Origin of the sequence: Rhodocista pekingensis, from assembly GCF_042665545.1 — a bacterium.
Taxonomy (GTDB): domain Bacteria; phylum Pseudomonadota; class Alphaproteobacteria; order Azospirillales; family Azospirillaceae; genus Rhodocista; species Rhodocista pekingensis.
Window position 1 is genome coordinate 37384 of record NZ_JBHTCM010000018.1, and the last position, 26219, is coordinate 63602.

Consider the following 26219-nt stretch of genomic DNA (forward strand, 5'->3'; position numbering starts at 1 on the left):
AAGTCCGCCGGCATCAGGCCCCCCGGGCTGCGGCCCCCTGTATCAGTCCCGCCGGCCCCTGGTCCCCCGCCCGGCCCCCCGGCGTCAGGGCGTCGCCGGACCGGTGCCCGCCGTCCGGGGCAGGGGCAGGCCGTCCTTCAGCTTCGCCTCCGCCGTGCGCCGCAGCGTGTCGTCCTCGGCCTGCTGCGCCGCCCGGCGCCACTGGAACCGCGCCTCGGTGCGGCGGCCGGCGGCCCAGTAGGCGTCGCCCAGATGGTCGTTGATGGTGGGTTCGAACGGCTCCAGTTCGGCCGCGCGCTCCAGTTTCTCCACGGCAGCGGGGATTTCGCCCTGCCGGAACAGCACCCAGCCCAGGCTGTCCATGATGTGACCGCTGTCCGGGCGCAGGGCGACGGCCTTCTCCAGCATCGTCCGCGCCTCCTCCAGGTGGATGCCGCGCTCGGCCCAGCCATAGCCCAGGAAGTTCAGGAGCGACGGATGGTCGGGGTTCAGCGCCAGGGCGCGGCGCAGGTCGGCTTCCGCCTCCGGCCAGCGTCCTTCCCCCTCCAGCGACATGGCGCGGGCGAAGTACAGCACCCAGCCGCGTCGGCCGGGCTCTCCCCCGGGCAGACGGGCGACGGCGCGGTCATAGGCAGCCACCGCCAGCGCATGGCGGCCGGCCATGCGGTGGATATCGCCCAGATCCATCAGCGCATCGGTCCGCTCCGGCCGTTCGGCGGCCATCGTCTCCAGCATGCGCAGGGCCTCGTCGTCCTGTCCGGCCCGGTGCAGCGCGTCCGCCTCGCGCAGGCGTGCCCCCCAGCCCACGACCGGGTCGCCGGCCACGGCGCGGTATTCGGCCAGCGCGTCCTGCGGCCGCTCGCGGTCCAACAGGATGTCGCCCACCATCATCCGGGCGAACGGCTGCTGCGGCCGCAGGTGCAGGGAGATGCGGGCGAAGGCCAGCGCCGGGTCCGCCACCCCCTCCCGGTGCAGGCCCGCGGCCACGTCGAACAGCGCTCCCGCCAGCCCGTCGCGGGCATCGGTGATGAGGCGCGGGGGCGTACCGCCGGCCTCCAGCCGGGCCAGGGTCCGCTCCAGGGCGGGGGACTCCGGATTCTCCGCCAGGAAGGCGGCATAGAGGGCGCGGGCATGGTCCGGCCGGCCCTGGCGTTCGTAGAAGTTGCCGGCCAGCAGCACGGGCCGCAGCGGCATCCCGTCCGCCAGGGCCTGGGCATAGGCCGCGGCCGCGGCCTCGGCGTTGCCGCGCAGATCCTCGATCAGGGCCGTCTGGAAATGGCGCAGCGCGACGAAAGCCGGCGCCCCGTCCAGCTTGTCCAGGGCGGCCAGGGCGGCGTCGGGATTGCCGGCGGCGACCTCCGTCCAGGCGGTCACCAGGGGGATGACGAGGCGCCCCGGCCCGTCGGCCGGGAGTGTCGCCAGCCGTTCGCGGGCGTCCTTGATCCGGCCGGCGGCGATATCGTCCGCCAGCAGCAGCCCATACGCGGCGAAGGCGCCGCGGCCGGCTTCCACGGTACGGCGGGCCAGGGGCAACGCCTCGGTGATGTTGCCTTCGGACAGGTTCAGCACGAAGGCGCGCCGGAGCAGTTCCGGGTTGTCGGGGTCGTGGGCCAGCGCCTCGGTCAGCAGCCGGGCCGCGGCCTTGCCGTCGCCGGCGTTCTGGGCGACGCGGCCGGACAGATAGCTGGACATGGCGGCGCCGGACAGCCGCTCGGCCGCCGCCTCCGCACCCGGGGCCCCGGCCCTGCCCGGTTCGGCCCGCGCCCCGCCGGCCATCGCCGGCAGCGCCAGCGCCGCCAGCAGGGCCAGCACCGCCGCGGACCGGCCGCCGGTCCGGGTCCCGTGTCGGTCAGATCGCGTGATCCCGGTCTGTCCCATCCCTGCCCGTTCCATCCGTCTGCCGTCCGTTCGCATGGCCCCGGTCGGGGGGCCCTCTCTACGGGACCCCGTCTGCGGGGGCGCGGCGGAACCGTCTCCAAATCCGCTGCGCGAAAGGAGCGTATCCAGAAAGGACTTAAGGGATCAACAAGGTTGCGCCCGTGCGGGGCGCCTGCCGGAAAGGTGTCTGTGACCTTTGCCGGACCGGACGCCCGCCGGATGCCGTCCGGCGGGCCCGTCCCGTCATGACCGCCGTCGGCGGCGGTCCTGTCTTCCGGTTCCGCGTCTGCGGCCGCCCGGATCACATGTTCGGATAGTTCGGACCCCCGCCGCCCTCCGGCACGGTCCAGACGATGTTCTGCTGCGGGTCCTTGATATCGCAGGTCTTGCAGTGGACGCAGTTCTGGAAGTTGATGACGAAGCGCGGATTGCTGCCGTCCTCGTTGCGCACCACCTCGTAGACCCCGGCCGGGCAGTAACGCTGCGCCGGCTCGTCGAAGGTCGGCAGGTTGTAGCTGATCGGGATCGAGGGGTCCTTCAGCTTCAGGTGCGCCGGCTGGTCTTCCTCATGGTTCGTGTTGGAGAGGTAGACCGAGGACAGGCGGTCGAAGCTGATCACGCCGTCCGGCTTCGGATACTTGATCTTCGGCGCCTGGTCGGCCGGCACCAGGCTTTCATGGTCGGCCTTCTTGTGGTGCAGCGTGTAGGGCAGCAGCCAGTTCAGCTTAAGCTCGTGCAGCCACATCTGGAAGCCGGCGTGCAGGGTGCCCAGGGTCATGCCCCAGCGCAGGCCCGGTTTCACGTTGCGGACCTTGTACAGATCCTCGTAGGCCCAGCTGTCCTTGAAGGACTTCTCGTAGACGTCCAGCGTGTCGCCCGGGCCGACGCCGGCCTTCAGCCGGGCGAAGGCGGCATCGGCCGCCAGCATGCCCGTCTCCATGGCGTTGTGGGTGCCCTTGATGCGGGGGACGTTGACGAAGCCGGCGGAACAGCCGATCAGCGCGCCGCCGGGGAAGGCCAGCTTCGGCACCGACTGGAGGCCGCCCTCGTTGATCGCGCGGGCGCCGTAGGACAGCCGCTTGCCGCCCTCCAGGATGGCCCGGATCGACGCGTGCTGCTTGAAGCGCTGGAACTCCTCGAACGGCGACAGGTGGGGGTTCCAGTAGTCCAGGTTCACCACGAAGCCGATGGCGACCAGATTGTCCTCCAGGTGGTACATGAAGGACCCGCCGGTGGTCTTCTTGTCCAGGGGCCAGCCCTGGGTGTGGGAGACCCGCCCCGGCCTGTGCTTGGCGGGATCGACCTGCCACAGCTCCTTGATGCCGATGCCGTACTTCTGCACGTCGCAGTCGCGGCGCAGGTCGAAGCGCTCCATCAACTGCTTGGACAGGTTCCCGCGCACCCCCTCGGCGAACAGGGTATAGGTGCCGTGCAGCTCCATGCCGGGGGTGTAGCGGTCGGTCGGCTCCCCGTCCTTGCCGATGCCCATGTCGCCGGTGGCGACGCCCTTGACCGAGCCGTCCTCGTTGTAGACCACCTCGGCCGCGGCGAAGCCGGGATAGATCTCCACGCCCAGGGCTTCCGCCTGCTGCGCCAGCCAGCGGCACAGGGAGCCCAGGCTGATGATGTAGTTGCCGTCATTGTGCATCAGCGGCGGCAACATGAAGTTCGGGATGCGGAAGCCGCCCGTCTCCTTCAGGATGTAGAAGCGGTCGTCCGTGACGGGGGTGTGGAGGGGGGCGCCCTTCTCCTTCCAGTCGGGGATCAGTTCCGTGAGAGCCCGCGGGTCCAGGACCGCTCCGGATACGATATGGGCTCCGACTTCGGAGCCCTTCTCCAGAACGCAGACGCTGACGTCGTGTCCGGTTTCCGCGGCGAGCTGTTTGAGCCGGATCGCGGCGGACAGACCGGCTGCGCCGGCGCCCACGATCACGACGTCGTACTGCATCGATTCTCGTTCCATTTCGCTCCCCAGCGTGGATTTATCGTTGCCCTGGCCCTGTTACCCTGGCCTCCGGCGGTAAATGATTCGGTATGGTGAACGGCTGATGTAGAAGCATAGGAGCGATGGCAGGGTCAAACCATGATTGAACTGGGGCAGAGTGTCGCGGCTCTCCGTTTTCTGGCGGAGATCGGGGCCGACGAAGCGGTGAACGACCAGCCGACGGACTGGACGGCGATCGCCTCCCGGAGCCGTGCCGCCGCCGCGGAAACGGCCCGCCCGTCCGGCGCCGTCCCGTCCGGTGCGGTGCCTCCCCGGGCGCCCGCCCCGGCCCGGCCCGGGTCCGCCCGCCCCGCCGGCTCCGCTCCGGCCGCCGCGGGCAGCGCGCCCCCGCCGCCGCTGGGGGCGGCGGAATCCTCGCAGACCGCCCGCGCCGCGGCCGCCGCGGCCACCAGCCTGCCGGAGCTGAAGGCGGCGCTGGCCGCGTTCGAGGGCTGCGCGCTCCGCCACACCGCCACCAACCTCGTCTTCGCCGCCGGCGATCCGTCGGCCCGGGTGATGCTGGTGGGGGAGGCGCCGGGCGAGCAGGAGGACCGGCAGGGCCTGCCCTTCGTGGGGCCGGCCGGGCTGCTGCTGGACCGGATGCTGGCCGCCATCGGGCTCGACCGCACGGCGGACACGCCCGACCGCGCCGCCTACATCACGAACGTGGTGAACTGGCGTCCCCCCGGAAACCGCAGCCCGACGGACGGGGAGGTGGCGGCCTGCCTGCCCTTCGTGCAGCGCCATATCGAGCTGGTGAACCCGGCCGTGCTGGTCTTGCTCGGCGGCATCAGCGCCAAGTCCCTGTTGCAGCGGACGGAGGGCATCACCCGCCTGCGCGGCCGCTGGTTCGAGTACGCCAGCCCCGGCCTGTCCCGGCCGCTGCCGGCCCTGCCGATGCTGCATCCGGCCTATCTGCTGCGCAATCCCGCCGCCAAGCGGGAGGCGTGGAAGGACCTGCTGGCGTTGCAGGAGCGGCTGGAGGCGCTGGACGCCGGCCGCTGATCCGTGCCACCCCTGGCGGCCGATCCGCCATCCCCCCGGACCCGGGAGCCGAGCCCATGGCCCGCATCGACGAAAGCCGTCCCTTCCTGCCGGTCAACATCGCCGTGCTGACCGTCTCCGACAGCCGCGACCTTGCCGACGACCGCTCCGGCGACACGCTGGTGGAGCGGCTGACCGGGGCCGGGCACCGGCTGGCCGCCCGCGCCCTCGTGAAGGACGAGGTGCGGGCGATCGTGGACGTGCTGCGCGGCTGGATCGCCGATCCGGCGGTGGATGTCGTCATCTCCACCGGCGGCACCGGGCTGACCGGCCGCGACGTGACGCCGGAGGCGTTCGAGAGCCTGTTCGAGAAGCGCATCGACGGCTTCGGGGAACTGTTCCGCCAGCTCAGCTACGAACAGATCGGCACCAGCACGATGCAGAGCCGGGCCGTCGGCGGGGTCGCCGGCGGCACCTATCTGTTCGCCCTGCCGGGCAGCCCCGGCGCCTGCCGCGACGGCTGGGACCTGATCCTGAAATGGCAGCTCGACAGCCGCCACCGCCCCTGCAACCTGGTGGAGCTGATGCCGCGGTTGCAGGAGCATCTGGGTTAGGGCCTTCGCCGCGCCGTCCGCTGCCAGCGGCGCAGGGAGTCCCGGTCGTCCAGGTCGGCCAGCGGATCGGCCAGGGCCGTGGTCAGGCCCGCCCGCTCCAGCCGTTCCCGGCTGTCGGCCAGGGCCTGCGGGCTCGACCAGCGCACCCCGGCCAGCAGGTCCGTGCGCCGCGGCGGGCGGCGGAAGCCGATCAGCCAGTAGCCGCCGTCCTCGGACGGGCCGAACACGGCGTCCGCCCGCCGCAGCCGGGCCAGCGCCCGGGCCACCGCCGCCGCCGTGATCTCCGGGATGTCGCTGCCCACCAGCACCGCCGGTCCGCGCCGGCACCCGCCGGGACCGCCCGCGAGCCCGCGCAGCATCCGCTCGCCCAGGTCGCCGCGCCCCTGCGGCTGCGTCTGCCAGGGCCGCGTCTGCCAGGGCCGCGTCTGGCAGTGCCGCGTCTGGCAGTGCCGCGGCCAGCCGGTCAGCGCCCGGTCGGGCGCCACCGCCAGCACGCAGTCCCAGCGCGGGTCGCGGCCCAGCCGGCGCAGCGTCGCGGCCAGACAGGCGCGGTAGATGCGCAGCGCCTGCGCCTCCCCGATGCCGCGGGCCAGCCGGCGCTTCACCCGGCCCATGCGCGGCGCCTTCGCCAGCACGACGACCCGCGGCCTCATCCGTACACCCGCGCGATCAGTCGGGGCGGCACGCCCAGGTGCCAGAGGGCGAGGCAGCCCAGGTTGCGGGCCGAGCGGCGCCACCAGCCGTCGCGCCGCCAGCGCGCGGCGGAGGTGACGGCCGCGGCCCCCAGCGGGACCAGCCGCCGCCGGCCCAGCCGGCGCACCAGGTCCACATCCTCCATCAGCGGTAGCGGCCGGTAGCCGCCGACGGCGTCGTACAGGCGGCGGGACAGCAGCAGCCCCTGGTCGCCGTAGGGCAGGGCCAGGACCCGGCAGCGCCAGGCCACCAGCCGCTCCAGCCGGCGGGCCTGGGGCTCCGCCGCGTCCAGGGCGAAGCGGAACCAGCCGGCGCGGGCGTCGGCGTCCGGCCGGGCCAGAAAGGCCGCCACGGCATCGGCCCAGCCGGGGGCGGGCACCGTGTCGGCGTGCAGGAACAGCAGCCAGCCGCCCGTCGTCGCCGCGGCTCCGGCGGCAAGCTGGATGCCGCGTCCCCGCGGCGCCGCCAGCACCCGGCACCCGCGGGCTGCGGCCAGCGCCGCCGTGCCGTCGGTGGAGCCGCCGTCCACGACGACGATCTCCGCCCCCGGCCAGCCGGACAGGGCGTCCAGCGTGGCCGGCAGGGCGACCGCGGCGTTCAGCGCCGGGATCACCACGGACAGGGCGGGGGGAGCGGGGCACATGCTCCCCATATGCCCCGGCCCGGTCCGCCCGTCCACGGGTCAGTCCAGGGCGCGCCAGTCCGGCGTCCCCAGCTCCTCACGGAAGGCGAAGCGCCGGAGATGGTCGATCACCACCTGCTGGAGCCGCTCCAGCGTGGCCGCATCCTGGGCCGCGATCGTGATCCCCAGCGCCTCGGGCGTGGCGGTCAGCGTGCAGGTGTTGCCGTCGCCGAAGGGGATGTGGCCGCTGCCGGCATCGAAGCGGACATCGAAGCGGTGGCTCCAGTGCTTGCAGAGCTGGGCCAGATAACGCTCGGCGGTCGCCGTCGTGATGCTGGTCGTGGCGCGGACCATGGCGGTGTCCTCCGGGACGGCCGTCGGCAGGGCCTCGATCGCCGCGGCGGCGGCGTTCAGGGCGGCGGCGGCGGCGGCGATCTCCTGCGGCGTCAGCGACGGGCGGGAGAGGCGGTTGGCCAGGGCGCGCTTCAGCCCGTCCATGGCCGCCTCCACCTCCGGGATGCCGCGGTGGCGGTCGCGGATGCGGCGGGCACGTTGCAACGCCGTTTCCACCAGCGAGCGGTTCTCCTCCAGGAACAGCGCGCCGGCCGGGGTCAGGGTGTAGGGCTTACGGCCGCCCCCGCTCTCGTCGCGGGCGACATAGCCCAGATCCTCCAGCAGGCTCAGGGTCGGGTACATCATGCCGGGGCTGGGGTTGTAGGCGCCGCCCAGCAGGTCCGACATGGCGCGGATCAGCTCATAGCCGTGGCGCGGCTTCTCCGACAGCAGGTGCAGCGCCAGCAGGCGCGGGTCGCCCTGGTCCAGCAGCCGGCCGCGCCGCCCGCCGCCCTGCCGCCCGCCATGCCGGCCCCCCCGGGGCCCGCCCCAGGGGCCGTCCCCCTCGCCGCCGCCAGGGCGCCCGCCCCCCAAAGGGCCACCCCCCAAAGGTCCACCCTCGTAAGGTCCGCCGTCCCCGTCGCCGAAGCCGTGGGCGAAGCGGCGGCCGGGCAGGCCACAGCGGCCCGCCCGCCGATGCATCGCAAAAGCCTTCATCATCATCTCCCTCATGGGGTCCTCATCGTTCCAGCATTCGATATGACGATGAATAGATATATCTAAAACTGGAGTGGCGCAAGACCCGATCGGGCGCAAGGGGGGTAGCCGACGGCCCCGGCCCTGCGGCTGCCGTGTGAAATTTGCCGGTTGGCTGTTGCCTGTGGCGACCAGCGGCGTTGATGCAGGGCTGGAATCCGGGTAACGATTCGCCGCCGACCAGAGGGGGACCTATGCCGACCGGGGTACGCCGGAAATCGGCGCGCGCACCGTCGAAGGGGGCGACGGTCCCGCGGCGGACGAAAGACGGACAGCCGCCCGCACGCGAGCAGGAGACACGAGGAATGACCCGCACATTCATTTCGATGGCGAAGACGGGCGGACAGGGCAAGACCCTGGTGGCCCAGATGCTGGCGCTGCAACACGAGATCAAGGGCGTGCCGGTGAAGCTGGCCGCCGCCGACAGCGACACCCTCAACCAGCGCTCCAAGTTCGGCCGGCTGTTCCCCAACGTGAAGGAGCTGGGCATCGGCGAGGACCTGACGAAGGTCAAAAGCTCGACCGATCCGAACCTCGCCATCAAGTACTGGGACGAGTTCGGCCGCACGCTCCTGGACGGCGGCTTCGTCATCGATGTCGGCGCCAACGTGGCGGCCGAGCTGTTCGCCTGGGCCGAGGCGCGCAACGCCGGCGCCCTGCTGCGCCGCCGCAACACCGCCCCGCTCGACCTGATCGTCGCCACCAAGGCGGAGTCGCAGGCGATCGAGGATGCCCGCGCGCTGTTGCAGTACAGCTTCGACAAGAACGAGTGGCTGCCGTTCGCGCGCCGCTTCGTCGTGCTGAACGAGGTCGCCGGCGGCTTCAGCCGCTATGAGAACGATCCCGCCTTCAAGCGCCTCAAGGCGTTCCAGGGCATGGGCGTCGGCCTGATCCAGATGAAGCGCTGCGAGTCGGACATCTGGGGCCTGCTGGAGAAGGAGTTCATCTCCGTCCGCGACGCGCTGAAGCTGAACGAGGTCGATCTGGAGAAGCGCTACGGCATCGATGTCTGGACCGGCCATGGCGGGCTGACCGACCTCAAGGCCTGGGCGGCGGAGACGCTGGCCGCCTTCGAGCGTGCCGGCCTGATGCCCGGTGCCCAGCTCGGCGGCCAGTTCGGTGCGCCGGCCGCCGCCCCGTTCAGCCCGCAGCCGGAGCCCCTGGGCATCGGCAGCAACTGACCGGCCGGGCGCGGAACACCCCGTCCGCCGTACCTGTTCCGCCGTCCCCGCCCGCTGACCGGTCCACCGACAGGTCCGGGGCGGGGACGGCGCGTTTCCGGGGGGATGTGGAACCTTGGTCCGGTTCGAGAATGTGGGCCTGCGCTACGGGACGGGGCCCGAGGTGCTGCGCGACATCAGCTTCGAGCTGGCGGCCGGCTCCTTCCATTTCCTGACCGGCCCCACCGGGGCCGGCAAGTCCAGCCTGCTGAAGCTGCTGACCCTGTCCGAGCGGCCGTCGCGCGGGCTGGTCACGCTGTTCGGGCAGCAGCTTTCCAAGCTGCCGCGCGGCGCCCTGCCGGAGCTGCGCCGGCGCATCGGCGTGGTCTTCCAGGACTTCCGCCTGCTCGACCACATGACCGTGTTCGACAATGTGGCGCTGCCGCTGCGCATCGCCGGCACGGCCGACCGCCGCATCCAGGAGGCGGTGACCGACCTGCTGTCCTGGGTCGGGCTGGGCGACCGCATGCACCTGCTGCCGCCGGTGCTGTCGGGCGGTCAGAAGCAGCTCGTCGCCATCGCGCGCGCCGTCGTCACCAGCCCCCAGCTCATCGTCGCGGACGAGCCGACCGGCAACATCGACCGCGAGATGTCGCACAAGATCATGCGGCTGTTCATCGAGCTGAACAAGCTGGGCACCACGGTCGTCGTCGCCACCCACGACATGTATCTGGTGGACCGTTTGCAGAAGCCGGTGCTGGAACTGTACGAAGGCAAGCTGGCGGAGGCGTCGTGGTGGCTCTCGCCCGACCGCGCCGGCCGGCCCGCGCCGGAAGCGCCGCCGGACGGACCCGCCGCCGCGCCGTCGGACCCGCCCGACCCGCAGGCCGCCCCGCTGGACTCCCGGCCGGACCCCCGGCTGGACCCCCGGCTGGACCCCCGGCTGGACCCGTTGTTCTGACCGGTCAGGAGCGGGTGCCGTCCGCGGCCCGGATCTGGTCCAGCAGGGCCGCCGTGGCGCGGCCGTCCACCGGCAGGCGGCGGTCCTTCTGGAAGGCGCGGATGGCCGCTTCGGTGCGCGGTCCGGTCAGCCCGTCGGGCCGCCCCATGGGATAGCCCAGGGCCTTGAGCCGGCGCTGCACCTCTGCCACCCCGGCACGGTCCAGCGCCCGGGGGCCGCCGTCGCCGGCCACCCCGGTTCCGAGCGCGGCGGGGGACAGCGCCGGCAGGGCGGCCGCGACCTCGACATTGCGGCCGCCGTCGGCCAGCCGCTTCAGGGCCGCCACGGCGGTGCTGTCGCCCTCGGCGGCGGCCTGGGCGTACCAGGCGGCGGCCGTTTCCAGGTCGGGGGCGCCGTCCACCCCCTGTTCGTAGAGGATGCCGAGCATGAAGCGCGCCCGGTCCACCCCGGCGTCGGCCGCCAGCTCGAACCACTGCGCCGCCAGCGCCGGGTCGCGCTCCACCGCCGCGCCTTCGGCGAACAGCAGGCCCAGATCGTACATGGCCTCGGCATGGCCCAGTTCGGCCGCCTTCACGTACCAGTCCAGCGCCCGGTCCATGTCCACCGGCAGGCCCAGCCCGCCGCGGTTCAGCGCGGCCAGCGACCAGCAGGCGTCCGCCTCGCCCGCCGCGGCGGCCTTCTCGTACCAGTAGAGCGCGCGCGGCAGGTCGGCCTCGCCCTCCAGCGAGCCGGAGGAGAGCCGGTCCGCCAGTTCGAGCTGCGCCGCCGCGTCCCCGGCGCGGGCGCGCTCCTCAAGGCCCAGCAGGGCGGAGTCGGTGCCGCCCGGCAGGGGTCTCGCCCCGGCGGCGGCCAGGGCCGCGGCGGTCGCCACCGCCGCCGGGGCTGCCGCGACAGTCCGCTTCTTCGCCAGGGTCTTCGCCGCCGGCTTGCCCGCCGCCTTCGCCGCGGCGGCCTTGTTCTGTGGCTTCGCGGCCTTGTTTTGCGGCTTCGCCGGGGCCGTCTTCGCGGCCTGGGGCTTCTGGGGCTTCGCCACCGCCGGTCGGGCCGGCGGGACGGGCTTGGCGGGACCGGACGGTTTCGTCGCCGTCTCCGCCCGGGCGGGCAGGGCCGGGGCGGCGGCCAGCAGGGTGCAGATCAGAACGGCCAGAGTCCGGCGCATTGCCGGCGTACTCCACGATTGCGGGGGGCGGGTCGACCGCACCCTAGCATGAATGCTCCCGGTGGCCACTCTGCCGATGCCCCGGCAGCGGCGGATTTCCGTGACATGCGCGGGCCGTTGCGCGGACCGGCGAGTCCGGGTATAACCCCCGCCTCCCGCCGCGGATGGGGCGTCGCCAAGCGGTAAGGCAGCGGTTTTTGGTACCGCCATTCCCAGGTTCGAATCCTGGCGCCCCAGCCAACTTCACGTTGAAATACGATCACTCCCCCTTGGGTACGGCGATTCCCAGATCGGCGCGCATGGCGACCTTCAGGTCCGCCTGCACTTTTGACCGCTGAGGGTGCGGGGAGCCGTCACTCAAGGGATTGGTCTCGAATAATTGGTCAATGTGGCGTTGGGCGGCAGCCGATGCGACGAGATCGCATACATTTCGACAATGACCGACATACAAGGCGGCTTCAGGGGTTCTCTCCACCTCTGACCGATGCAATGCATTCAGCAAATTGACGTACGCTTCCTTCTTCTCCCGGAATCGCCGTTCGTCGAGCGCCGCCCGGCGCGACAGCCACGATTGAAGAAAACTGGTCACGATGCCGCCGACGATGCCGCCGACGCCAGCAGCCGACAGGATGGAGATAAGTGATCCCATTTCCGTCACGCCGCCTGCGACTTCCGATACGCCGCAGCGGTCGTCTCGGGTTCCTGTTCGATGACGGCGAGATAGGCCCGCACGGCGGGGGGCGGCATGGTGCGGCCGATTTCATATTGGCGGAGATTAGCCACGGGAATGCCGTAGCGTTCCGCGAATTCCGACTGGCTCACACCAAGCTGCTGCCGCAGACGCCTGATGCGCCGCCCTTGCAGGGCTTTTTCAAGGCCCTCAGCGCTGACTGGGCGATCTTCCGAATCGGAAGTATCGGCTTCAATCGCTATGATAGGCCCTTTCTTCACGGTCGTTACTCCGTCTCACCGAAATGAAGCGCACTGCATCCCCGCGCCAGACATGCACGGCGGTATAAAGTTTGCCATCAACCATCCCGATGGCCTTGTGACGTTCCTCTTCGTCTTTCTTACGGATCGTCGATAAAATCAAGACGTCAGGATCATCGAAAATCCGCGCTCCGAAGGCCAAGGAAAGCCCATGCTTTTCCCGATTGGCGGCATCTTTGACGGTGTCGAATTCGATTTCCATCCTCTGTGTATTTTACATATGGAGCGGTGATGCGGCAAGGTGGTTTCGGCTCATCGGTGTCTGCACCGGATCCAGAAGCGACCTATCATTTCAGGCGAGCACACCATAAAAGTTCTATAAGCTTCCAGGACCCCAGCCATCCCGATCATGCCCTGCCCTTGATGCCGGTCGCTCGCCTCCCGCGGGAGCGGCAGGGGCGCCTTCGGGACGCGCGAAGACGGTCCCTCTTCCGCCGCCCCCTGGCCGCCCTGCGCCAGTGGGCCGGGGTGTAGGCGGGGTCCGTCACAGCCGGGCCGGGCGCGCGTCTTTCCTGGGGGGTGTTCCGCCCCCGGCGGGGACGGAGGGACGGGTGCCGGTCACGGTCGTGGTGATGAACGCCGAGGGGGCGGCGGATATCCGCATCCGTCTGGTGGACGAGTTCAGCGGCGCGCCCCTGCCCGGCGTCGTGCTCACCCTGATCCCGGGCGGGGTTTCGGCGAAGCTTGCGCCGGCGAGCGTCACCACGGACGCGGAGGGGACGGCCGTGCTGGGCCGCGGCACCTTCGCGGCGGTGCAGTTCAAGCTCTCCTTCAATCTGCCGGGCTACTACGTCACGGGCGAGAGATTCGTGCCGGGGCCGTACCTGTCGGACGCGGTGGCGGCCCCGCTGGAGAAGGCCATCGTCCTGACCGTCGGTCTCGCCCCCCTGGTGCCGAAGCTGCCGGGCGACATCGCCGCCGTGGCGGCCGGCGTGCTGACGGCGCAGAAGCTGATCCGTGTCGGCGTCGATGTCGGCCCCAACCTGGGCAACCAGGCCGCCGGCCTGCTGCTGCTGCGGAACCTGCGCCGGCTGGGCTATGCCGGGCCGATCGAGGTCCTGCTCGACCCGGACCCGACCCTGGACCATTTCGAGCTGACCGGGCTGGCGATCCTCGCCACGCCGCGGGGCAACGACGATGCGGGCTGCTGCACCGCCGTCGCCAAAGCCTGCGCCGCGGCGGCGGGGCTGGTCCCGACCCGGGTGCAGACGAAGACCGGCACCGATCCGTTGCAGGTGGAGGTCGTCTTCACCGACAACACGAACGGCGAGGAGCATTACGACAAGCCGTTCCTCCAGGCGATCTTCACCAACCTGCCTGCCTGTTCCAGGTTCGAGGGCACGACCCCGGCGGGGCAGAAGTCCGGCTGGAACCGCCCGCTGGACAACCCGCCCCTGGACCCGGCCCGGGTCCACTTCACCGTCCGGATCGAGAGCGTGGCGGAGATCAGCGTGCGGGACAAGGTGGCCCTGCTCGATCCCGGCTACGCCACCAATCCCCTGTACGGCAAGAACACGAGCTTCGTGGCGAAGCCGGCGTTCGATACCGATCCCGCCGCGACGCCCTGCCTGGGCCTGATCGCGGCGGCGGAACGCTCCTTCCCGGAAACGGATGCCTACCGCCGGGAGATCCTGCGGACCCCCGCCCTGATGCTGCTGGAACCCTACTGCTGGTATCCGCACCTGCGCTGCCTCTGCGCCGACGGGCGGCCCCCCTGGCCGCTGCCGCTGCCGCTGGAGGCGGCCTATCTGATCGACCCCATCGAGCCGCAGGACTATGCCGCCATCCTGGGCGGGCTGGCCGACAAGGGCGTGGCGGCGTTCCTGGACGCCTTCATGGCCGCGGCGGCGAAGGGGGCAGGGAAGGGGGCGATCTGCCCCATGACGGTCTACGGCATCCATCAGGCGCCGGACCCGGCCGTCGCCCTGACGAACATCCTGGCCGGGCTGGCGGCAGCCGGGAAGGGGACGGCACTTCCGGCGCCGGCGGTGCCGCTGGTGATCTCCAAGATGGACGTGGCCCCGGTGGTCGAGCAGTGCGGCGGCCGGCCCGTCGCCCTCACGGACCCCCAGGCCCTGGCCATCCTCATGGAGATCCTGGAGGGACCCGGGGACTCGCCCGTGGTCTTCCACACGCCCCCGGCCCTGCCGCAGCCCGTCTTCCAGATCCTTGTCCAGATCAGCCGCTTCCCGGTGATCCTGGAAGGGGCGAATACCGCCAATCTGGTTCAGATGCTGGCGAAACCGTACCTGTCCGTGAAGACCACCTATACGCCCTATCCGGTCATTCCCGGCAGGGAGAAGGTAGTCACCGACCTGACCGCCCTGACGGCGATCGTCACCGACCCCCACCTGTCCGACAAGCCGGAGGATCTGGCGATGCTGGCCGGCTACTTCCGCGGCTGCTGCGTCTACGGCACCGCCTTCGACTTCGGCAACTATTTCGGCACGGTGCGGGACCGGGCCAGCTCTGATGGCCTGGACGAGCTGCTGCTGGCGCTGTTCTGCTTCCACAACGCCATGCAGTAACGGGCCTTGAAGGGAGCGCCGCCCGACGGAGCCCGGGGCCGGGCTCCGTCGGGGCAGCTCTGCGCGCGGGACCGCCCCCGGCCGCCGCCTATTCGGCGCTCAGCGCCTGGGGCGGGACGACGGGGACCTTGAGCCGGTTCAGCATCTCCTTCGGCACCACCTGCCAGAAGCGGCCGCGCACCAGTTCCCAGTCGTTCAGCAGGCGGCTGGCCCAGCGGCTGCCCGTCTCGGCCACATGCTCCTCGATCAGTTCCTTCAGCAGGGACTCGTAGTAGGAGACCTGGAGGCGCTGGTAGATCACGCTGTCGCCGTTGACCGACTTCGGGAAGCCGCCCGCCTCGTCATAGACGAAGGCCATGCCCCCGGTCATGCCGGCGGCGAAGTTGTCGCCGACCTTGCCCAGGATCACGGCGGTGCCGCCGGTCATGTACTCGCAGCCGTTGGAGCCGCAGCCTTCCACCACCACGACGGCGCCGGAGTTGCGGACGGCGAAGCGCTCGCCCGCCTGGCCCGCGGCGAACAGCTTGCCCGCCGTGGCGCCGTACAGCACCGTGTTGCCGATGATGGTGTTCTCGTTCGACTTCAGCGGGCTGGCGGTCAGCGGTCGGACGACGATGGTGCCGCCCGACAGGCCCTTGCCGACATAGTCGTTGGCGTCGCCGAACACCTCGATCTTCAGCCCCTGCACGGCGAAGGCGCCCAGCGACTGGCCGGCGGAGCCGCGCAGCCGCACCGTGGCGTGGCCCGGCTGGAGCCCGGTCATGCCGAACTTGCGGGTGATCATGGCGCTGAGCCGCGTGCCGATCGCCCGGTGCGTGTTCTGCACATTGTACTGGAGCTGGGTCTTCTCGCCGTCCTCGAACAGGGCGCGGGCGTCCTTGATCATCTGGGCGTCCAGCGTGTCCGGCACCTCGTTGCGGCCGACCAGGGTGCAGTAGCGGGCGTATTCGCCCGGGTCCGCCTGGGCCAGCAGCGGGTTGAGGTCCAGATCGTCCAGGTGGGCGGCGCCGCGGCTGACCTGATGCAGCAGGTCGGTCCGGCCGATCACCTCCGTCAGGCTGCGGAAGCCCAGCGAGGCCAGGATCTCGCGCACCTCCTCGGCGATGAAGCTGAACAGGTTGACGACCTTCTCCGGCGTGCCGGTGAACTTCTGCCGCAGCGTCTCGTCCTGCACGCAGACGCCGACCGGGCAGGTGTTGGAATGGCACTGGCGCACCATGATGCAGCCCATGGCGATCAGGGCGGCGGTGCCGATGCCGAACTCCTCCGCCCCCAGCATGGCGGCCATCACGATGTCGCGGCCGGTCTTCAGCCCGCCGTCGGTGCGCAGCACGACGCGGTGGCGCAGCCGGTTCAGCACCAGCACCTGCTGCACCTCCGACAGGCCCATCTCCCACGGCACGCCGGCGAACTTGATGGAGGTCTGCGGCGAGGCGCCGGTGCCGCCGTTGTGGCCGGACACCAGGATCACGTCGGCGCCGGCCTTGGCGACGCCGGCGGCCACCGTGCCGATGCCCGAGCGGGCGACCAGCTTCACGCAGACCTTGGCGTCGGGGTTGATCTGCTTCAGGTCGTAGATGAGCTGCGCCAGATCCTCGATGGAGTAGATGTCATGGTGCGGCGGCGGGCTGATGAGGGTGACGCCAGGGGTGGAATGGCGCAGCCGGGCGATCAGCTCCGTCACCTTGAAGCCGGGAAGCTGGCCGCCCTCGCCGGGCTTCGCCCCTTGCGCGACCTTGATCTCGATCTCGCGGCACTGGTTCAGGTACTCGGCCGTAACGCCGAAGCGGCCCGAGGCGACCTGCTTGATCGCGCTGTTCCAGTTGTCGCCGTTGCGGTCGGGCTTGAAGCGCGCCGGGTCCTCGCCGCCCTCGCCGGAATCGGACTTGGCGCCGATCCGGTTCATGGCGACGTTCAGGGTGCCGTGCGCCTCGGGGCTGAGCGCCCCCAGCGACATGCCCGGCGTCACCAGCCGCTTGCGCAGGCTGGTGATGCTCTCCACCTCGTCCAGCGGCACGGCGCCCTGCGACGGCTTGAAGTCCAGCAGGTCGCGCAGGGCCAGCGGCGGGCGCTTGTGGATGCCGTCGGAGTACTTCTTGAAGGTGGAATAGCTGTCGGTGGCGACGGCGGTCTGCAAGGTGTGGATCAGCCCGCCCTCCCAGGCGTGGCGGTCGCCCCCCTTGCGGAACTTGTAGAAGCCGCCGACCGGCAGGGCCACGACCTCCTCGTCCCAGGCGAGCTTGTGCTGCTCCAGCACCTCCTCCTGGATGCCGATCAGGCCGATGCCGCTGATGCGGCTGACCATGCCGGGGAAGAAGTCCGCGACCAGGCTGCGCGACAGGCCGACCGCCTCGAAGTTCAGGCCGCCGCGGTAGCTGCTGATGACCGAGATGCCCATCTTGGACATGATCTTCAGCAGGCCGTCGTTCACCGCCTGCTTGTAGCGTTGCAGGCACTGCTCCAGGGTCAGCTCGCCGAACAGGCCGCGGCGGTGCCGGTCGGCGATGCCCTCCTGCGCGACATAGGCGTTCACCGTGGTGGCGCCGACGCCGATCAGCACGGCGAAGTAATGGGTGTCCAGGCATTCGCCCGAGCGCACGTTCAGCGAGGTGAAGGTGCGGAGCTGCTGCCGGATCAGGTGGGTGTGGACCGCGCCGGTCGCCAGGATCATGGGGATGGCGGCGCGCGCCGGCCCCATGCGCTCGTCGGTCAGGATGACGTGGGTGGCGCCGCCGCGCACCGCGTCCTCCGCCTCCTGGCGGACCCGGCGCAGGGCGTCGCGCAGGGCCGTCTCGCCGCCCTTGGCGTCGAAGGTGCAGTCCACCTCCGCCGCGGTGTCGCCCATGTAGCCGCGCATGGCGCGGAATTCGGCTGTCGTCAGCACCGGGCTGTCGAGCTGGAGCAGGCGGGTCTGGCTCGCATCCTCCTCCAGGATGTTGCCCAGATTGCCCAGCCGGGTGCGCAGGGTCATGACCCGGCGCTCGCGCAGGCTGTCGATGGGCGGGTTCGTCACCTGGCTGAAGTTCTGCCGGAAGTAATGGTGCAGGCCGCGGTACTTCTCCGACAGCACGGCCAGCGGGCCGTCGTCGCCCATGGAGCCGATCGCCTCCTTTGCGTCCTCCACCATCGGATGCAGGATCGTCTCCAGATCCTCCAGGGTGACGCCATAGGTGGTCTGGCGCCGGCGCAGTTCCTCCTTGGTCAGCTCCGCGGGCTCCACGGGGGCCTGCTTCACCAGATCGTCCAGCACGGTGATGTTCTTCACCCAGGTGCCGTAGGGCCGCTGCGCCGCCAGCTTGTCCTTGATCTCCCGGTCCTTGTAGAGCCGGCCCTCGGCCAGATCGACGGCGATCATCTGGCCCGGCCCCAGCCGGCCCTTTTCCACCACCGTCGGTTCGTTGACCTTGACCATGCCCGCCTCGGAGCCGGCGATCAGCAGCCCGTCGCCGGTGACGACGTAGCGCATCGGGCGCAGGCCGTTGCGGTCCATGCCGCCCATGACCCAGCGGCCGTCATAGATGGCCAGCGCCGCCGGGCCGTCCCACGGCTCCATCACCGCGTTGACGTAGCTGTAGAGGTCCTGGTGCTCCTTCGGCATGGTCTCGGTGTGCGACCACGCCTCCGGCACCAGCATGGTCTTCGCCATGGGGGCGGAGCGGCCGGCCTTCACCAGCAGTTCGAACACGGAATCGAGGGCCGCGCTGTCGGAGCCGCCGGCCGGGATGACGGGCTTCACGTCCTCGACATGCGGGCCGAGGATCTCGTTGTCCATCCGCGTCTCGTGCGCCTTCATCCAGTTGACGTTGCCCTTCAGCGTGTTGATCTCGCCGTTGTGGGCGAGGGTGCGGAAGGGCTGCGCCAGCCACCAGGTCGGGAAGGTGTTGGTCGAATAGCGCTGGTGGTAGATGGCGAAGTTGGACTCGAAGCGCGGGTCCAGCAGGTCCGGATAGAAGGCGGTGAGCTGCTCCGCCAGGAACATGCCCTTGTAGATGATCGAGCGGGCGGACAGCGAACAGATGTAGAAGCCGGTCACCTGCTCCGCGATCACCGCCTTCTCGATCCGGCGGCGGATGATGTAGAGGTCGCGTTCGAGCTGGTCGGCCTCCTTGCCGCCGGCGGCGACCGGCCGCGGCGTGCCGATCATGATCTGCTCGATCTCCGGCCGGGAGGCGTTCGCCTTCTCCCCGATCACCCCGATGTTGATGGGGACCTGGCGCCAGCCGTAGATGGTGTAGCCCCACTTCAGGATCTCGGTCTCGACGATGGAGCGGCAGCGCTCCTGCGCCTCCAGGTCGGTGCGCGGCAGGAACACCTGCCCCACGGCGATCAGGCCCGCCGGCTCGGGATGGCCGGTGCGGCCGACATGCTCGCGGAAGAAGGACTGCGGCACCTGGACATGGATGCCGGCGCCATCGCCGGTCTTGCCGTCGGCGTCCACCGCGCCGCGGTGCCAGAGCGCGCGCAGCGCGTCGATGGCGCGCTCCACCACGGCGCGGCGGGGGGCGCCGTCCAGGGCGGCGATGAAGCCGACGCCGCAGGCGTCGTGCTCGGCCGTGTCGATCTGCCCTTCCGTCTCCAGCAGGGCTCGGTTCCGCGCATAGTCGCGCGCGAAGATCTCACCGGCGTTGCGGATGTCGTCGGTCATGGCGGGCCCCGTCAGGCAAGAAGGTCAGGGTCGAAGGGCACGTCCGTGCCCGTCGGGTCGGTGATGCGGATGTGGCCGGGCTGCGCCGCGAAGCGGTCCAGCCAGCGCAGCACGGCCGGGAAGCGGTCCAGCTCGAACCCGCCCTCCTCGGCCACATGGGTGTAGGCGTAGAGCGCCACGTCGGCGATGGTGCAGCGGTCGCCCACCATCCAGTCGTGGCGCATCAGGTGCGCCTCCATCTGGCGCAGGGCGGCGTAGCCCTGCTCCCGCTTCAGCACCAGGGCATGGACGCGCTCCGGCGTCATCTCGAAGCGGTGGGTGATCCAGAAGCGGGCGGTGGCGACGTTGGGTTCGTGGCTGTACTGCTCCCAGAACAGCCATTGCAGCACGGCCGCCTTCTCGCGCCGCCCGTCCGGCCAGAAGGGCGTGCCCTCGGCCAGCCAGCGCAGGATGGCGTTGGACTCGGCCAGATGGTCGCCCGGCCCCAGCCGCAGCACCGGGACGCGGCCGTTCGGGTTGACCGCCAGGAACTGGGGCGTGCGGCTGTCGCCGCGGTCAATGTCCAGCTCCACCCGCTCATGCGGCAGGCCGAGCTGCGCCAGCATCCAGCGCACCTTGTAGCCGTTCCCGGAGGAGAGGTTGTCGTAGAGCCGGAGCATCTCAAGGGTCCTGGCGGGGACGTGGCGGGACGACAGGGAAGCGGCCCATGGCGTCGTCACTCCGCGGCCACGTCGGGGTAGTCGCGCTTCAGGTCGTCGGGGTGCGCCCGGTACCAGAGGCTGTCGGCGCTGAAGTGCAGCTCCTCCGGCCAGCCGATGGCATAGCCGTCGAACACCACCTCCAGCTTCGACACGAAGAAGTCGGGATCGCGGACCGGCGCCAGGGCGGGACCCTGGATCAGCGGCGTGAAGTCGATGGTATCGCTCCCCCCCTCGGCCCATTCGACCGTGACGGTGAAGTCGGGGTTGGCTTTCGCGGAGCGGATGAAGCGCATCGGCTACTCCGCCGCCACCGCGACCGGCTGGGTCACCTTGGCCTGGATGTAGTGGTGGATGCTCTCCGCCGCGTCGCGGCCGTCGCGGATGCCCCAGACGACGAGGCTGGCGCCGCGCACGATGTCGCCGGCGGCGAAGACGCCGTCCAGGTTCGTCATCAGGGTGCGGTGGTGGACCTGCACCGTGCCCCAGCGGCTGACCTTCAGGGTCGGGTCGCCGAACAGGGTGGGCACGTCCTCCGGGTCGAAGCCCAGGGCCTTGACGACCAGATCGGCCTCCAGCGTGAAGCCGCTGCCCTCGATCGGGGTCGGCGTCTGCCGGCCGGTGGCGTCGGCCACGCCCATGTGCATGCGGTGGGCGCGGACATGGGTGACGTGCGAGTCGCCCAGGAACGCCTCCGGCGCCGCCTGCCAGACGAACTCCGCGCCCTCCTCCTCGGCGTGCGCCACCTCGCGCTGGGAGCCGGGCATGTTGGCCCGGTTGCGGCGGTACAGGCACTTCACCGAGGCGGCCCCCTGGCGGATGGCCGTGCGCACGCAGTCCATGGCGGTGTCGCCGCCGCCGATGACGACGACGTTCCTGCCGTGGGCGTTCAGCATGCCCGTCTCGAAATCCACCACCGTGTCGCCCAGCCCCTTGCGGTTGCTGGCGGTCAGGTAGTCCAGCGCGGGGATGATGCCGTCCAGCCCGGCGCCGGGGCCGCCCAGGTCGCGCGCCTTGTAGACGCCGCAGGCGATCAGCACCGCGTCATGGCGCAGGCGCAGCTCCGTCAGGCTGGCGTTGCGGCCGACATCGAAGCCCAGATGGAAGCGGACGCCGGCCTGCTCCAGCAGGGCGCCGCGGCGCAGCACCACCTCCTTGTCCAGCTTGAAGCTGGGAATGCCGTAGATCAGCAGGCCGCCGATGCGGTCGTAGCGGTCATAGACATGCACCTCGTAGCCCTTGCGGCGGAGCTGCTCCGCCGCGGCGAGCCCGGCCGGGCCGGCGCCGATGATGCCGACGCTGCCGGCGCGCTCGCGCACCGGCTTCACCGGCTTCACCCAGCCGCGTTCCCAGGCCGTGTCGGTGATGTACTTCTCCACCGCGCCGATGGTGACGGTGCCGTGGGTGGACTGCTCGATCGTGCAGTTGCCCTCGCACAGCCGGTCCTGCGGGCAGATGCGGCCGCAGATCTCGGGGAAGTTGTTGGTCGCCTGGGAGACCTCGTAGGCTTCCTCCAGCCGGCCTTCCGCCGTCAGCTTCAGCCAGTCGGGGATGTTGTTCTGCACCGGGCAGTGGACCTGGCAGAAGGGCACGCCGCACTGGGAGCAGCGGCCCGCCTGCTGCTTCGCCGCGGCGTCGCTGAAGCGGGCGTAGATCTCCTGGAAGTCCTGCCGGCGCAGGGTGGCGTCCCGCTTGTCGGGCATCCGTTGCCCGGTGTGGACGAAGCCCAGCATCTTCTGCGTCGCCATGGCGGCTTTCCCCTTGTCGCGCCGCCGCGGCGGGCCCGCCACGGCGTCCGGACTGTCAATCCGGTGGTCTGTCGGTCCGGCGGTTATCTGATCCGGCGGTTGGTCGATCCGGCCGCTGGTTGAGGCGGCCGTTGGGTGATGCGGATGGCGCAACGGCACTGCCCGTTCCCGTCCTCCGGGGGTTCATATAAAACCAACGCCCTGGACGAGCCAGCACTTTTTCGCCGATATGTCAGTAATGCTGACCAAAATGCGGTGCATATCTGGCCTGCGCGCGGGGGTTGCGAATGAGTTTCGACCGCAGCGGGCGCCAATGGGTCCGATCCGGGCCTATTGCCCTGGATGCCGGACAGCAGCCTACGCCATCCCGGGCGCCGGCGCTGCGCGCTCCCTCGCCGCGGCGGTCCCGGCCCGTGCTGCGCCGCACGCACCGCCCTCGCTCCGACGGGGGGCGGCTGCTATAAGCGCGGGGCGTCGTGCGACGCATCGGCGCGCCGCGCCCTCCCGTTCCGCAAGACACGGACCCCGATCTTGATCGATACGGTTCCCTATCTCGAAGCCCTCCTGCTCGGCATCGTGGAGGGGCTGACCGAGTTCCTGCCCGTCTCCTCCACGGGTCACCTGATCCTGGTGGCCGAATTCCTGGGGTTCCAGGGGCAGGAGCAGGATGTCTTCAAGGTGGTCATCCAGCTCGGCGCCATCCTCGCCATCCTGGTCGTCTATTTCGCCAAGCTCTGGCGGGTGCTGCTGGGCGTGCTGGCGGGCGATCCCGCCGCGTGGCGCTTCGCCGGCGCCATCCTGCTGGCCTTCCTGCCCGCCGCCGTGATCGGCGCCGCGGCGCACGGCTTCATCAAGAGCGTGCTGTTCAGCCCGCTGGTCGTCTCCGTCGCCCTGATCGTCGGCGGCTTCGCCATCATCGCGGTGGAACGGCTGGTGCCGGCCTCGCGCTGGCATGCGGTGGAGGAGTTTCCGCCGCTGCTGGCCCTGAAGATCGGGCTGGTGCAGTGCCTGGCCCTGGTGCCCGGCGTCTCCCGTTCCGGCGCCACCATCCTGGGCGCTCTGATGATGGGGGTGGACCGGCGGACGGCGGCGGAGTTCAGCTTCTTCGTCGCCATCCCGACGATGCTGGGGGCGTCCGTCTACGACGTCTACAAGAACCTGGACGTGATGACGCTGGACGGGGTCTGGCTGATCGCCGTCGGCTTCGCCGCCGCCTTCGTCTCGGCGCTGCTGGTGGTGAAGACGCTGGTGGACTTCGTGGCCCGCTACGGCTTCACGCCGTTCGCCTGGTACCGGATCGTCGTCGGCTCGGCCATGCTGGTCTGGTTCGGCTTCCTGGCCGGCTGACGGTCAGCCGCGGACGGCCGGGCACCCCCGCGGGCACGCCCGGCCGCTTTCTTTCCTGTCTCTCCGTCCCGGCCCGCCGGGTCATGTCCCGTCGGCCGCGGGCGCGCTGAAGCGCCCGCCGATGCGGAACCTGTCCATGTAGGTGGGGATGATGACCTCGGCCGTGGTGGGCTGCACGCCCAGCTCGGCCAGCCCCGGCAGGGCGCCGGAGACGACATTGTCCGTGCGCAGCAGCCGCACCTGATCGCGGGTCAGCAGCTTACCCGGCAGATGCTCCAGCACCGCCGCCTGCACGGTGGCGAGCCACCACGGGATCTCCAGCAGCCGGGTGCTCCGCCCGGTCTCCTTCAGGACGAGCTGCATCAGCTCCTTGAAGGTGTAGGTCCGCGGGCCGCCCAGCTCGTAGGTGCGGCCCATCGAGTCGGGGGTCGCCAGCGCCTGCATCACCGCGTCGCAGACATCGCCGACATAGACCGGCTGGAACCGGGTCGTCCCGCCGCCGATCAGGGGCAGGAACGGCGACACCATGGACATGGCCCCGAATCGGTTGAAGAAGCCGTCCTCCGGTCCGAACACGATGGAGGGGCGCAGGATGGTGGCCTCGGGGAACGCCTCCAGCACGCGGCGCTCGCCCTCCGCCTTGCTGCTGGCATAGCCGCTGGGCGAGTTCGGGTCCGCGCCGATGGCGGAGATCTGGACGAGCCGGGCGACTCCCTCCTGCTTCGCGATGCGGGCGATGCGGCCGGGCAGTTCGGCCTGGATCGCCTCGAAGCTGGAGCCGCCGCCCGACGGCGCCAGGATGCCGATCAGGTTGATGACCAGATCGGCCCCGCGGATGGCATAGGCCAGCGACCGGTCGTCCCGGATCGTCACCGGCAGGGGCACGATCTGCCCGACCGATCCCAGCGTCCGCAGGAAGGCCGCATCGGCCGGCTGGCGCGACGGCACCCGGATGACGCACCCGGTGCGGGCCAGCCGGCGGATCAGATGCCGCCCGATGAAGCCGGACCCGCCGAACACCGTGGCGATTCGGTAGCGATAGACCATTGATCTCTCCGCCGATCTTTCCGCCGATCTTTCTCTGAACCGGTCCCCGCCGCCCCCGGCGGCGCGCCGACGCTTATACAAGAGCCTGGAGGGTAGAACCAGTGACGCATGCCCCTGCGTCCCCCCTGCGCCCCTATGCGTGCGCGCGCGCGTAGGGGCGCGTGTGCGTGGGCGTGCACAGGGGCGTGGGTGTGCGGGGGCGCGTTCAGGTGAGGTACGGGGGCGGTGCCCGCGGGCGACAGGGGCCGTGTCGGGGCGCGCGGAAATTTTTCGCGGGCCCGGAACAAGGGTGTTGACAGGGGGGCGGGCGGCCTTTATTAACCCGCTCCACCGCGTGCCCAGGTGGCGGAATTGGTAGACGCGCAGGTTTCAGGTACCTGTGCCGCAAGGCGTGGAAGTTCGAGTCTTCTCCTGGGCACCACCGCTTCTTACGCATCAGGCCGCCGTGGCGTTTCGCCGGCGGCCTGATGCGTTTCCGGGTCCCGGCAGCCCGTAGCCGCCGGCCGCCCGTGGCCGTCGGCCGCCCGTGGTCGCCGGCCGACGAGACCGCCCTGGAGGACCGCGCCCATGCCCATCGACCTGCACGACGGCGATCTGCCCGACGGCCTGGACCTCGGTCCGGTGGTCGCCATCGACACCGAGACGATGGGCCTGAACCCGGCGCGCGACCGGCTCTGCCTCGTGCAGCTCTCCGCCGGCGACGGCCGCTGCCATCTGGTGCAGTTCCGCCAGGGGGCGGGCTACGACGCGCCGAATCTGAAGCGGATGCTGACCGATCCCGGCACGCTGAAGCTGTTCCACTTCGCCCGCTTCGACATCGCCGTGATGCAGGCCTATCTCGGCGTGCTGACCGGCCCGGTCTACTGCACCAAGGTCGCCTCCAAGCTGACCCGCACCTTCACCGACCGGCACGGTCTGAAGGATCTCTGCCGCGACCTGCTGGGCGTCGAGCTGAGCAAGCAGCAGCAGTCCTCCGACTGGGGCGCCGACGAGCTGACGGCCGAGCAGCTCAAGTACGCCGCCTCCGACGTGCTGCACCTGCACGAGATCAAGGCCCGGCTGGACGGGATGCTGGCCCGCGAGGGGCGCACGGCGCTGGCCCAGGAGTGCTTCCGCTTTCTGCCGACGCGCGCCCTGCTGGACCTGGGCGGCTGGGCCGAGCCTGACCTGTTCGCGCACTGAGCTGTGCCGTACCGTGTGCCGCCCCGGTTCCGCCCCGCGCGGGCGGATAGCCTGTCCAGGCCCGGTTTGACCCGGGATTCCGCCGTCGGGTAGACTGACGGCGCAGGTCCCCCCTTCCGGGACTGCCTTTCCGAGCCCGCTCTTCCGAGACAGCGACACCGCCCGACCATGACCTCCCCCCCGGTTCCGCCCGACGGTGACAGGCCCGCGCCCCGGCCGGGACGCCCGGCGTCGGCGCGTCCGGCATCGGCGCGTCCGGACGTGGCCGTGGCGCTGACCCGGCGCCCGTCCCGCGGCGGCGTGGCGGACGCGCAGCAGCACACCCGGATGGTCAATCTGGCGAAGGTGGCGCTGCCGGCGCTGGCCGCGGCCGTGCTGGCCCTGATCGCCGCGTGGCCGCTGTTCTCCGGCCGCCAGGACAGCCAGCGCGCCGGCCCCGACACGGGACAGCTCGAAATGGTGGATGCGCGCTATCTCGGCACCGACAAGGGCGCCCGGCCCTTCGAGGTGCGGGCGGAGAAGGCGGTGCAGGTCGGCGGCGGCAGCGGCCGTGTCGATCTGGTGAACCCGCAGGCGGAGATCACGCTGAAGGGCGGCGACTGGATCACCATGTCGGCCCGGCGCGGCAATTATGACCAGACGAGCGGACAGCTCGTCCTGGAGGGAGACGTTACCCTGTTCCAGGACGGCGGCTACGAGTTCACGACAGAGATGGCGCAGGTCGATACGCAGAAGGGCATCGCCTGGGGCAACGCCCCGGTCCGCGGCCAGGGGCCGGTCGGCGACATCCAGGCCGGCGGCTTCCGCATCCTGGACGACGGCAACACCATCGTCTTCACCGGCAGGGCGCGGCTGCTGCTGGCGGACGGGATGGGGGGACGCGGATGACC

The 26219-nt window shown here is 70.9% G+C and carries 22 protein-coding genes and 2 tRNA genes; 10 read left to right on the forward strand and 14 right to left on the reverse strand.

Going from position 1 to position 26219, the window contains the following annotated elements:
- Positions 1-84 precede the first annotated feature (84 nt).
- Positions 85-1878 carry a tetratricopeptide repeat protein gene (locus ACFQPS_RS15610; RefSeq protein WP_377360147.1) on the reverse strand — a complete coding sequence of 598 codons (1794 nt, stop codon included), beginning with the start codon at positions 1876-1878 and terminating at the stop codon, positions 85-87.
- A gap of 301 nt (positions 1879-2179) precedes the next feature.
- The gene (locus tag ACFQPS_RS15615; protein WP_377360148.1) at positions 2180-3841 is read right to left on the reverse strand and encodes an electron transfer flavoprotein-ubiquinone oxidoreductase; all 1662 of its coding nucleotides are present in this window, start codon (positions 3839-3841) and stop codon (positions 2180-2182) included.
- 120 nt (positions 3842-3961) lie between these two features.
- On the opposite strand from ACFQPS_RS15615, the gene ACFQPS_RS15620 reads away from it, so the two are divergent.
- Both ACFQPS_RS15620 and moaB read left to right on the forward strand, forming a co-directional pair.
- Entirely contained in the window at positions 3962-4867 is a 906-nt protein-coding gene (locus tag ACFQPS_RS15620; RefSeq protein WP_377360149.1) for a uracil-DNA glycosylase, read from the forward strand.
- A gap of 56 nt (positions 4868-4923) precedes the next feature.
- Positions 4924-5460, forward strand: coding sequence for a molybdenum cofactor biosynthesis protein B (moaB, locus tag ACFQPS_RS15625; RefSeq protein WP_377360150.1), 537 nt, complete (start codon positions 4924-4926; stop codon positions 5458-5460).
- Here the strand turns inward: moaB and ACFQPS_RS15630 are convergent.
- The 3 genes from ACFQPS_RS15630 to ACFQPS_RS15640 are packed head-to-tail and all read right to left on the reverse strand — an operon-like array spanning position 5457 to position 7840.
- On the reverse strand, positions 5457-6113 hold the full coding sequence (locus tag ACFQPS_RS15630) for a TIGR04282 family arsenosugar biosynthesis glycosyltransferase (protein ID WP_377360151.1): 657 nt from the start codon (positions 6111-6113) through the stop codon (positions 5457-5459). The two genes, moaB and ACFQPS_RS15630, sit on opposite strands and share 4 nt — an antisense overlap.
- Positions 6110-6796: a TIGR04283 family arsenosugar biosynthesis glycosyltransferase gene (locus ACFQPS_RS15635; protein ID WP_377360152.1), complete on the reverse strand. Its 687-nt coding sequence runs from the start codon at positions 6794-6796 to the stop codon at positions 6110-6112. The genes ACFQPS_RS15630 and ACFQPS_RS15635 overlap by 4 nt, the downstream gene beginning before the upstream one ends.
- A gap of 39 nt (positions 6797-6835) precedes the next feature.
- On the reverse strand, positions 6836-7840 hold the full coding sequence (locus tag ACFQPS_RS15640) for a DUF2218 domain-containing protein (protein ID WP_377360153.1): 1005 nt from the start codon (positions 7838-7840) through the stop codon (positions 6836-6838).
- 329 nt (positions 7841-8169) lie between these two features.
- Here ACFQPS_RS15640 and ACFQPS_RS15645 point away from each other — a divergent pair, with 329 nt between their 5' ends.
- Both ACFQPS_RS15645 and ftsE read left to right on the forward strand, forming a co-directional pair.
- The gene (locus ACFQPS_RS15645; protein ID WP_377360154.1) at positions 8170-9045 is read left to right on the forward strand and encodes a hypothetical protein; all 876 of its coding nucleotides are present in this window, start codon (positions 8170-8172) and stop codon (positions 9043-9045) included.
- A gap of 115 nt (positions 9046-9160) precedes the next feature.
- On the forward strand, positions 9161-9985 hold the full coding sequence (ftsE, locus tag ACFQPS_RS15650; RefSeq protein ID WP_377360155.1) for a cell division ATP-binding protein FtsE: 825 nt from the start codon (positions 9161-9163) through the stop codon (positions 9983-9985).
- A gap of 4 nt (positions 9986-9989) precedes the next feature.
- On the opposite strand, the gene ACFQPS_RS15655 is transcribed toward ftsE, so the two are convergent.
- Positions 9990-11144 (reverse strand): peptidoglycan-binding protein, encoded by a 1155-nt coding sequence (locus tag ACFQPS_RS15655; protein ID WP_377360156.1) that lies wholly within the window; start codon positions 11142-11144, stop codon positions 9990-9992.
- Positions 11145-11309: 165 nt separating this feature from the next.
- On the opposite strand from ACFQPS_RS15655, the gene ACFQPS_RS15660 reads away from it, so the two are divergent.
- Positions 11310-11384 (forward strand) — tRNA-Gln (locus tag ACFQPS_RS15660).
- A 19-nt stretch (positions 11385-11403) separates the two neighbouring features.
- Here ACFQPS_RS15660 and ACFQPS_RS15665 read toward each other — a convergent pair.
- Genes ACFQPS_RS15665 through ACFQPS_RS15675 form a run of 3 tightly spaced genes read right to left on the reverse strand, consistent with a single transcriptional unit; the run spans position 11404 to position 12336 of the window.
- The gene (locus ACFQPS_RS15665) at positions 11404-11802 is read right to left on the reverse strand and encodes a hypothetical protein (RefSeq protein WP_377360157.1); all 399 of its coding nucleotides are present in this window, start codon (positions 11800-11802) and stop codon (positions 11404-11406) included.
- On the reverse strand, positions 11799-12095 hold the full coding sequence (locus tag ACFQPS_RS15670; RefSeq protein ID WP_377360158.1) for a helix-turn-helix domain-containing protein: 297 nt from the start codon (positions 12093-12095) through the stop codon (positions 11799-11801). Before ACFQPS_RS15670 ends, ACFQPS_RS15665 begins: the two co-directional genes overlap by 4 nt.
- Positions 12067-12336, reverse strand: coding sequence for a BrnT family toxin (locus ACFQPS_RS15675; RefSeq protein ID WP_377360159.1), 270 nt, complete (start codon positions 12334-12336; stop codon positions 12067-12069). The genes ACFQPS_RS15670 and ACFQPS_RS15675 overlap by 29 nt, the downstream gene beginning before the upstream one ends.
- A 349-nt stretch (positions 12337-12685) precedes the next feature.
- Here ACFQPS_RS15675 and ACFQPS_RS15680 point away from each other — a divergent pair, with 349 nt between their 5' ends.
- Positions 12686-14662, forward strand: a complete 1977-nt coding sequence (locus ACFQPS_RS15680) for a hypothetical protein (protein ID WP_377360160.1) — start codon at positions 12686-12688, stop codon at positions 14660-14662.
- A gap of 88 nt (positions 14663-14750) precedes the next feature.
- Here the strand turns inward: ACFQPS_RS15680 and gltB are convergent, their stop codons facing one another.
- The 4 genes from gltB to ACFQPS_RS15700 are packed head-to-tail and all read right to left on the reverse strand — an operon-like array spanning position 14751 to position 21753.
- On the reverse strand, positions 14751-19307 hold the full coding sequence (gene gltB, locus ACFQPS_RS15685; RefSeq protein ID WP_377360161.1) for a glutamate synthase large subunit: 4557 nt from the start codon (positions 19305-19307) through the stop codon (positions 14751-14753).
- Between the two features lie 11 nt (positions 19308-19318).
- A complete protein-coding gene (locus ACFQPS_RS15690; protein WP_012568336.1) occupies positions 19319-19966 on the reverse strand; it encodes a glutathione S-transferase family protein in 648 nt (215 codons plus the stop codon).
- Between the two features lie 56 nt (positions 19967-20022).
- Positions 20023-20301, reverse strand: a complete 279-nt coding sequence (locus tag ACFQPS_RS15695) for a DUF2442 domain-containing protein (RefSeq protein WP_377360162.1) — start codon at positions 20299-20301, stop codon at positions 20023-20025.
- 3 nt (positions 20302-20304) lie between these two features.
- Positions 20305-21753, reverse strand: coding sequence for an NAD(P)-dependent oxidoreductase (locus ACFQPS_RS15700; protein ID WP_377360163.1), 1449 nt, complete (start codon positions 21751-21753; stop codon positions 20305-20307).
- A 534-nt stretch (positions 21754-22287) separates the two neighbouring features.
- Between ACFQPS_RS15700 and ACFQPS_RS15705 the strand changes: the two genes are divergently transcribed.
- Positions 22288-23100, forward strand: a complete 813-nt coding sequence (locus ACFQPS_RS15705; RefSeq protein ID WP_417715212.1) for an undecaprenyl-diphosphate phosphatase — start codon at positions 22288-22290, stop codon at positions 23098-23100.
- A gap of 81 nt (positions 23101-23181) precedes the next feature.
- Here ACFQPS_RS15705 and ACFQPS_RS15710 read toward each other — a convergent pair whose 3' ends face one another.
- Positions 23182-24147 carry a complex I NDUFA9 subunit family protein gene (locus ACFQPS_RS15710; RefSeq protein WP_377360164.1) on the reverse strand — a complete coding sequence of 322 codons (966 nt, stop codon included), beginning with the start codon at positions 24145-24147 and terminating at the stop codon, positions 23182-23184.
- A 336-nt stretch (positions 24148-24483) separates the two neighbouring features.
- Here ACFQPS_RS15710 and ACFQPS_RS15715 point away from each other — a divergent pair.
- From ACFQPS_RS15715 to lptC, 3 genes are all read left to right on the forward strand, one after another.
- Positions 24484-24568 (forward strand) — tRNA-Leu (locus ACFQPS_RS15715).
- Between the two features lie 146 nt (positions 24569-24714).
- Entirely contained in the window at positions 24715-25329 is a 615-nt protein-coding gene (locus ACFQPS_RS15720) for a ribonuclease D (RefSeq protein ID WP_377360165.1), read from the forward strand.
- Positions 25330-25596: 267 nt separating this feature from the next.
- Entirely contained in the window at positions 25597-26217 is a 621-nt protein-coding gene (gene lptC, locus ACFQPS_RS15725) for an LPS export ABC transporter periplasmic protein LptC (RefSeq protein ID WP_377360166.1), read from the forward strand.
- The last annotated feature ends 2 nt before the right edge of the window (positions 26218-26219 follow it).

Excerpts from the sequence above, each read along its gene's own strand:
- ACFQPS_RS15720 (WP_377360165.1), top strand. The coding sequence starts at position 24,715 with ATGCCCATCGACCTGCACGACGGCGATCTGCCCGACGGCCTGGACCTC.
- ACFQPS_RS15635 (WP_377360152.1), bottom strand. The coding sequence starts at position 6,796 with ATGTGCCCCGCTCCCCCCGCCCTGTCCGTGGTGATCCCGGCGCTGAAC.
- ACFQPS_RS15645 (WP_377360154.1), top strand. The coding sequence starts at position 8,170 with ATGACCCGCACATTCATTTCGATGGCGAAGACGGGCGGACAGGGCAAG.
- ACFQPS_RS15610 (WP_377360147.1), bottom strand. The coding sequence starts at position 1,878 with ATGGGACAGACCGGGATCACGCGATCTGACCGACACGGGACCCGGACC.
- ACFQPS_RS15700 (WP_377360163.1), bottom strand. The coding sequence starts at position 21,753 with ATGGCGACGCAGAAGATGCTGGGCTTCGTCCACACCGGGCAACGGATG.
- gltB (WP_377360161.1), bottom strand. The coding sequence starts at position 19,307 with ATGACCGACGACATCCGCAACGCCGGTGAGATCTTCGCGCGCGACTAT.
- ACFQPS_RS15615 (WP_377360148.1), bottom strand. The coding sequence starts at position 3,841 with ATGGAACGAGAATCGATGCAGTACGACGTCGTGATCGTGGGCGCCGGC.
- ACFQPS_RS15620 (WP_377360149.1), top strand. The coding sequence starts at position 3,962 with ATGATTGAACTGGGGCAGAGTGTCGCGGCTCTCCGTTTTCTGGCGGAG.
- moaB (WP_377360150.1), top strand. The coding sequence starts at position 4,924 with ATGGCCCGCATCGACGAAAGCCGTCCCTTCCTGCCGGTCAACATCGCC.
- ACFQPS_RS15710 (WP_377360164.1), bottom strand. The coding sequence starts at position 24,147 with ATGGTCTATCGCTACCGAATCGCCACGGTGTTCGGCGGGTCCGGCTTC.
- ACFQPS_RS15630 (WP_377360151.1), bottom strand. The coding sequence starts at position 6,113 with ATGAGGCCGCGGGTCGTCGTGCTGGCGAAGGCGCCGCGCATGGGCCGG.
- ACFQPS_RS15655 (WP_377360156.1), bottom strand. The coding sequence starts at position 11,144 with ATGCGCCGGACTCTGGCCGTTCTGATCTGCACCCTGCTGGCCGCCGCC.
- ACFQPS_RS15695 (WP_377360162.1), bottom strand. The coding sequence starts at position 20,301 with ATGCGCTTCATCCGCTCCGCGAAAGCCAACCCCGACTTCACCGTCACG.
- ACFQPS_RS15640 (WP_377360153.1), bottom strand. The coding sequence starts at position 7,840 with ATGAGGGAGATGATGATGAAGGCTTTTGCGATGCATCGGCGGGCGGGC.
- ACFQPS_RS15690 (WP_012568336.1), bottom strand. The coding sequence starts at position 19,966 with ATGCTCCGGCTCTACGACAACCTCTCCTCCGGGAACGGCTACAAGGTG.
- ACFQPS_RS15675 (WP_377360159.1), bottom strand. The coding sequence starts at position 12,336 with ATGGAAATCGAATTCGACACCGTCAAAGATGCCGCCAATCGGGAAAAG.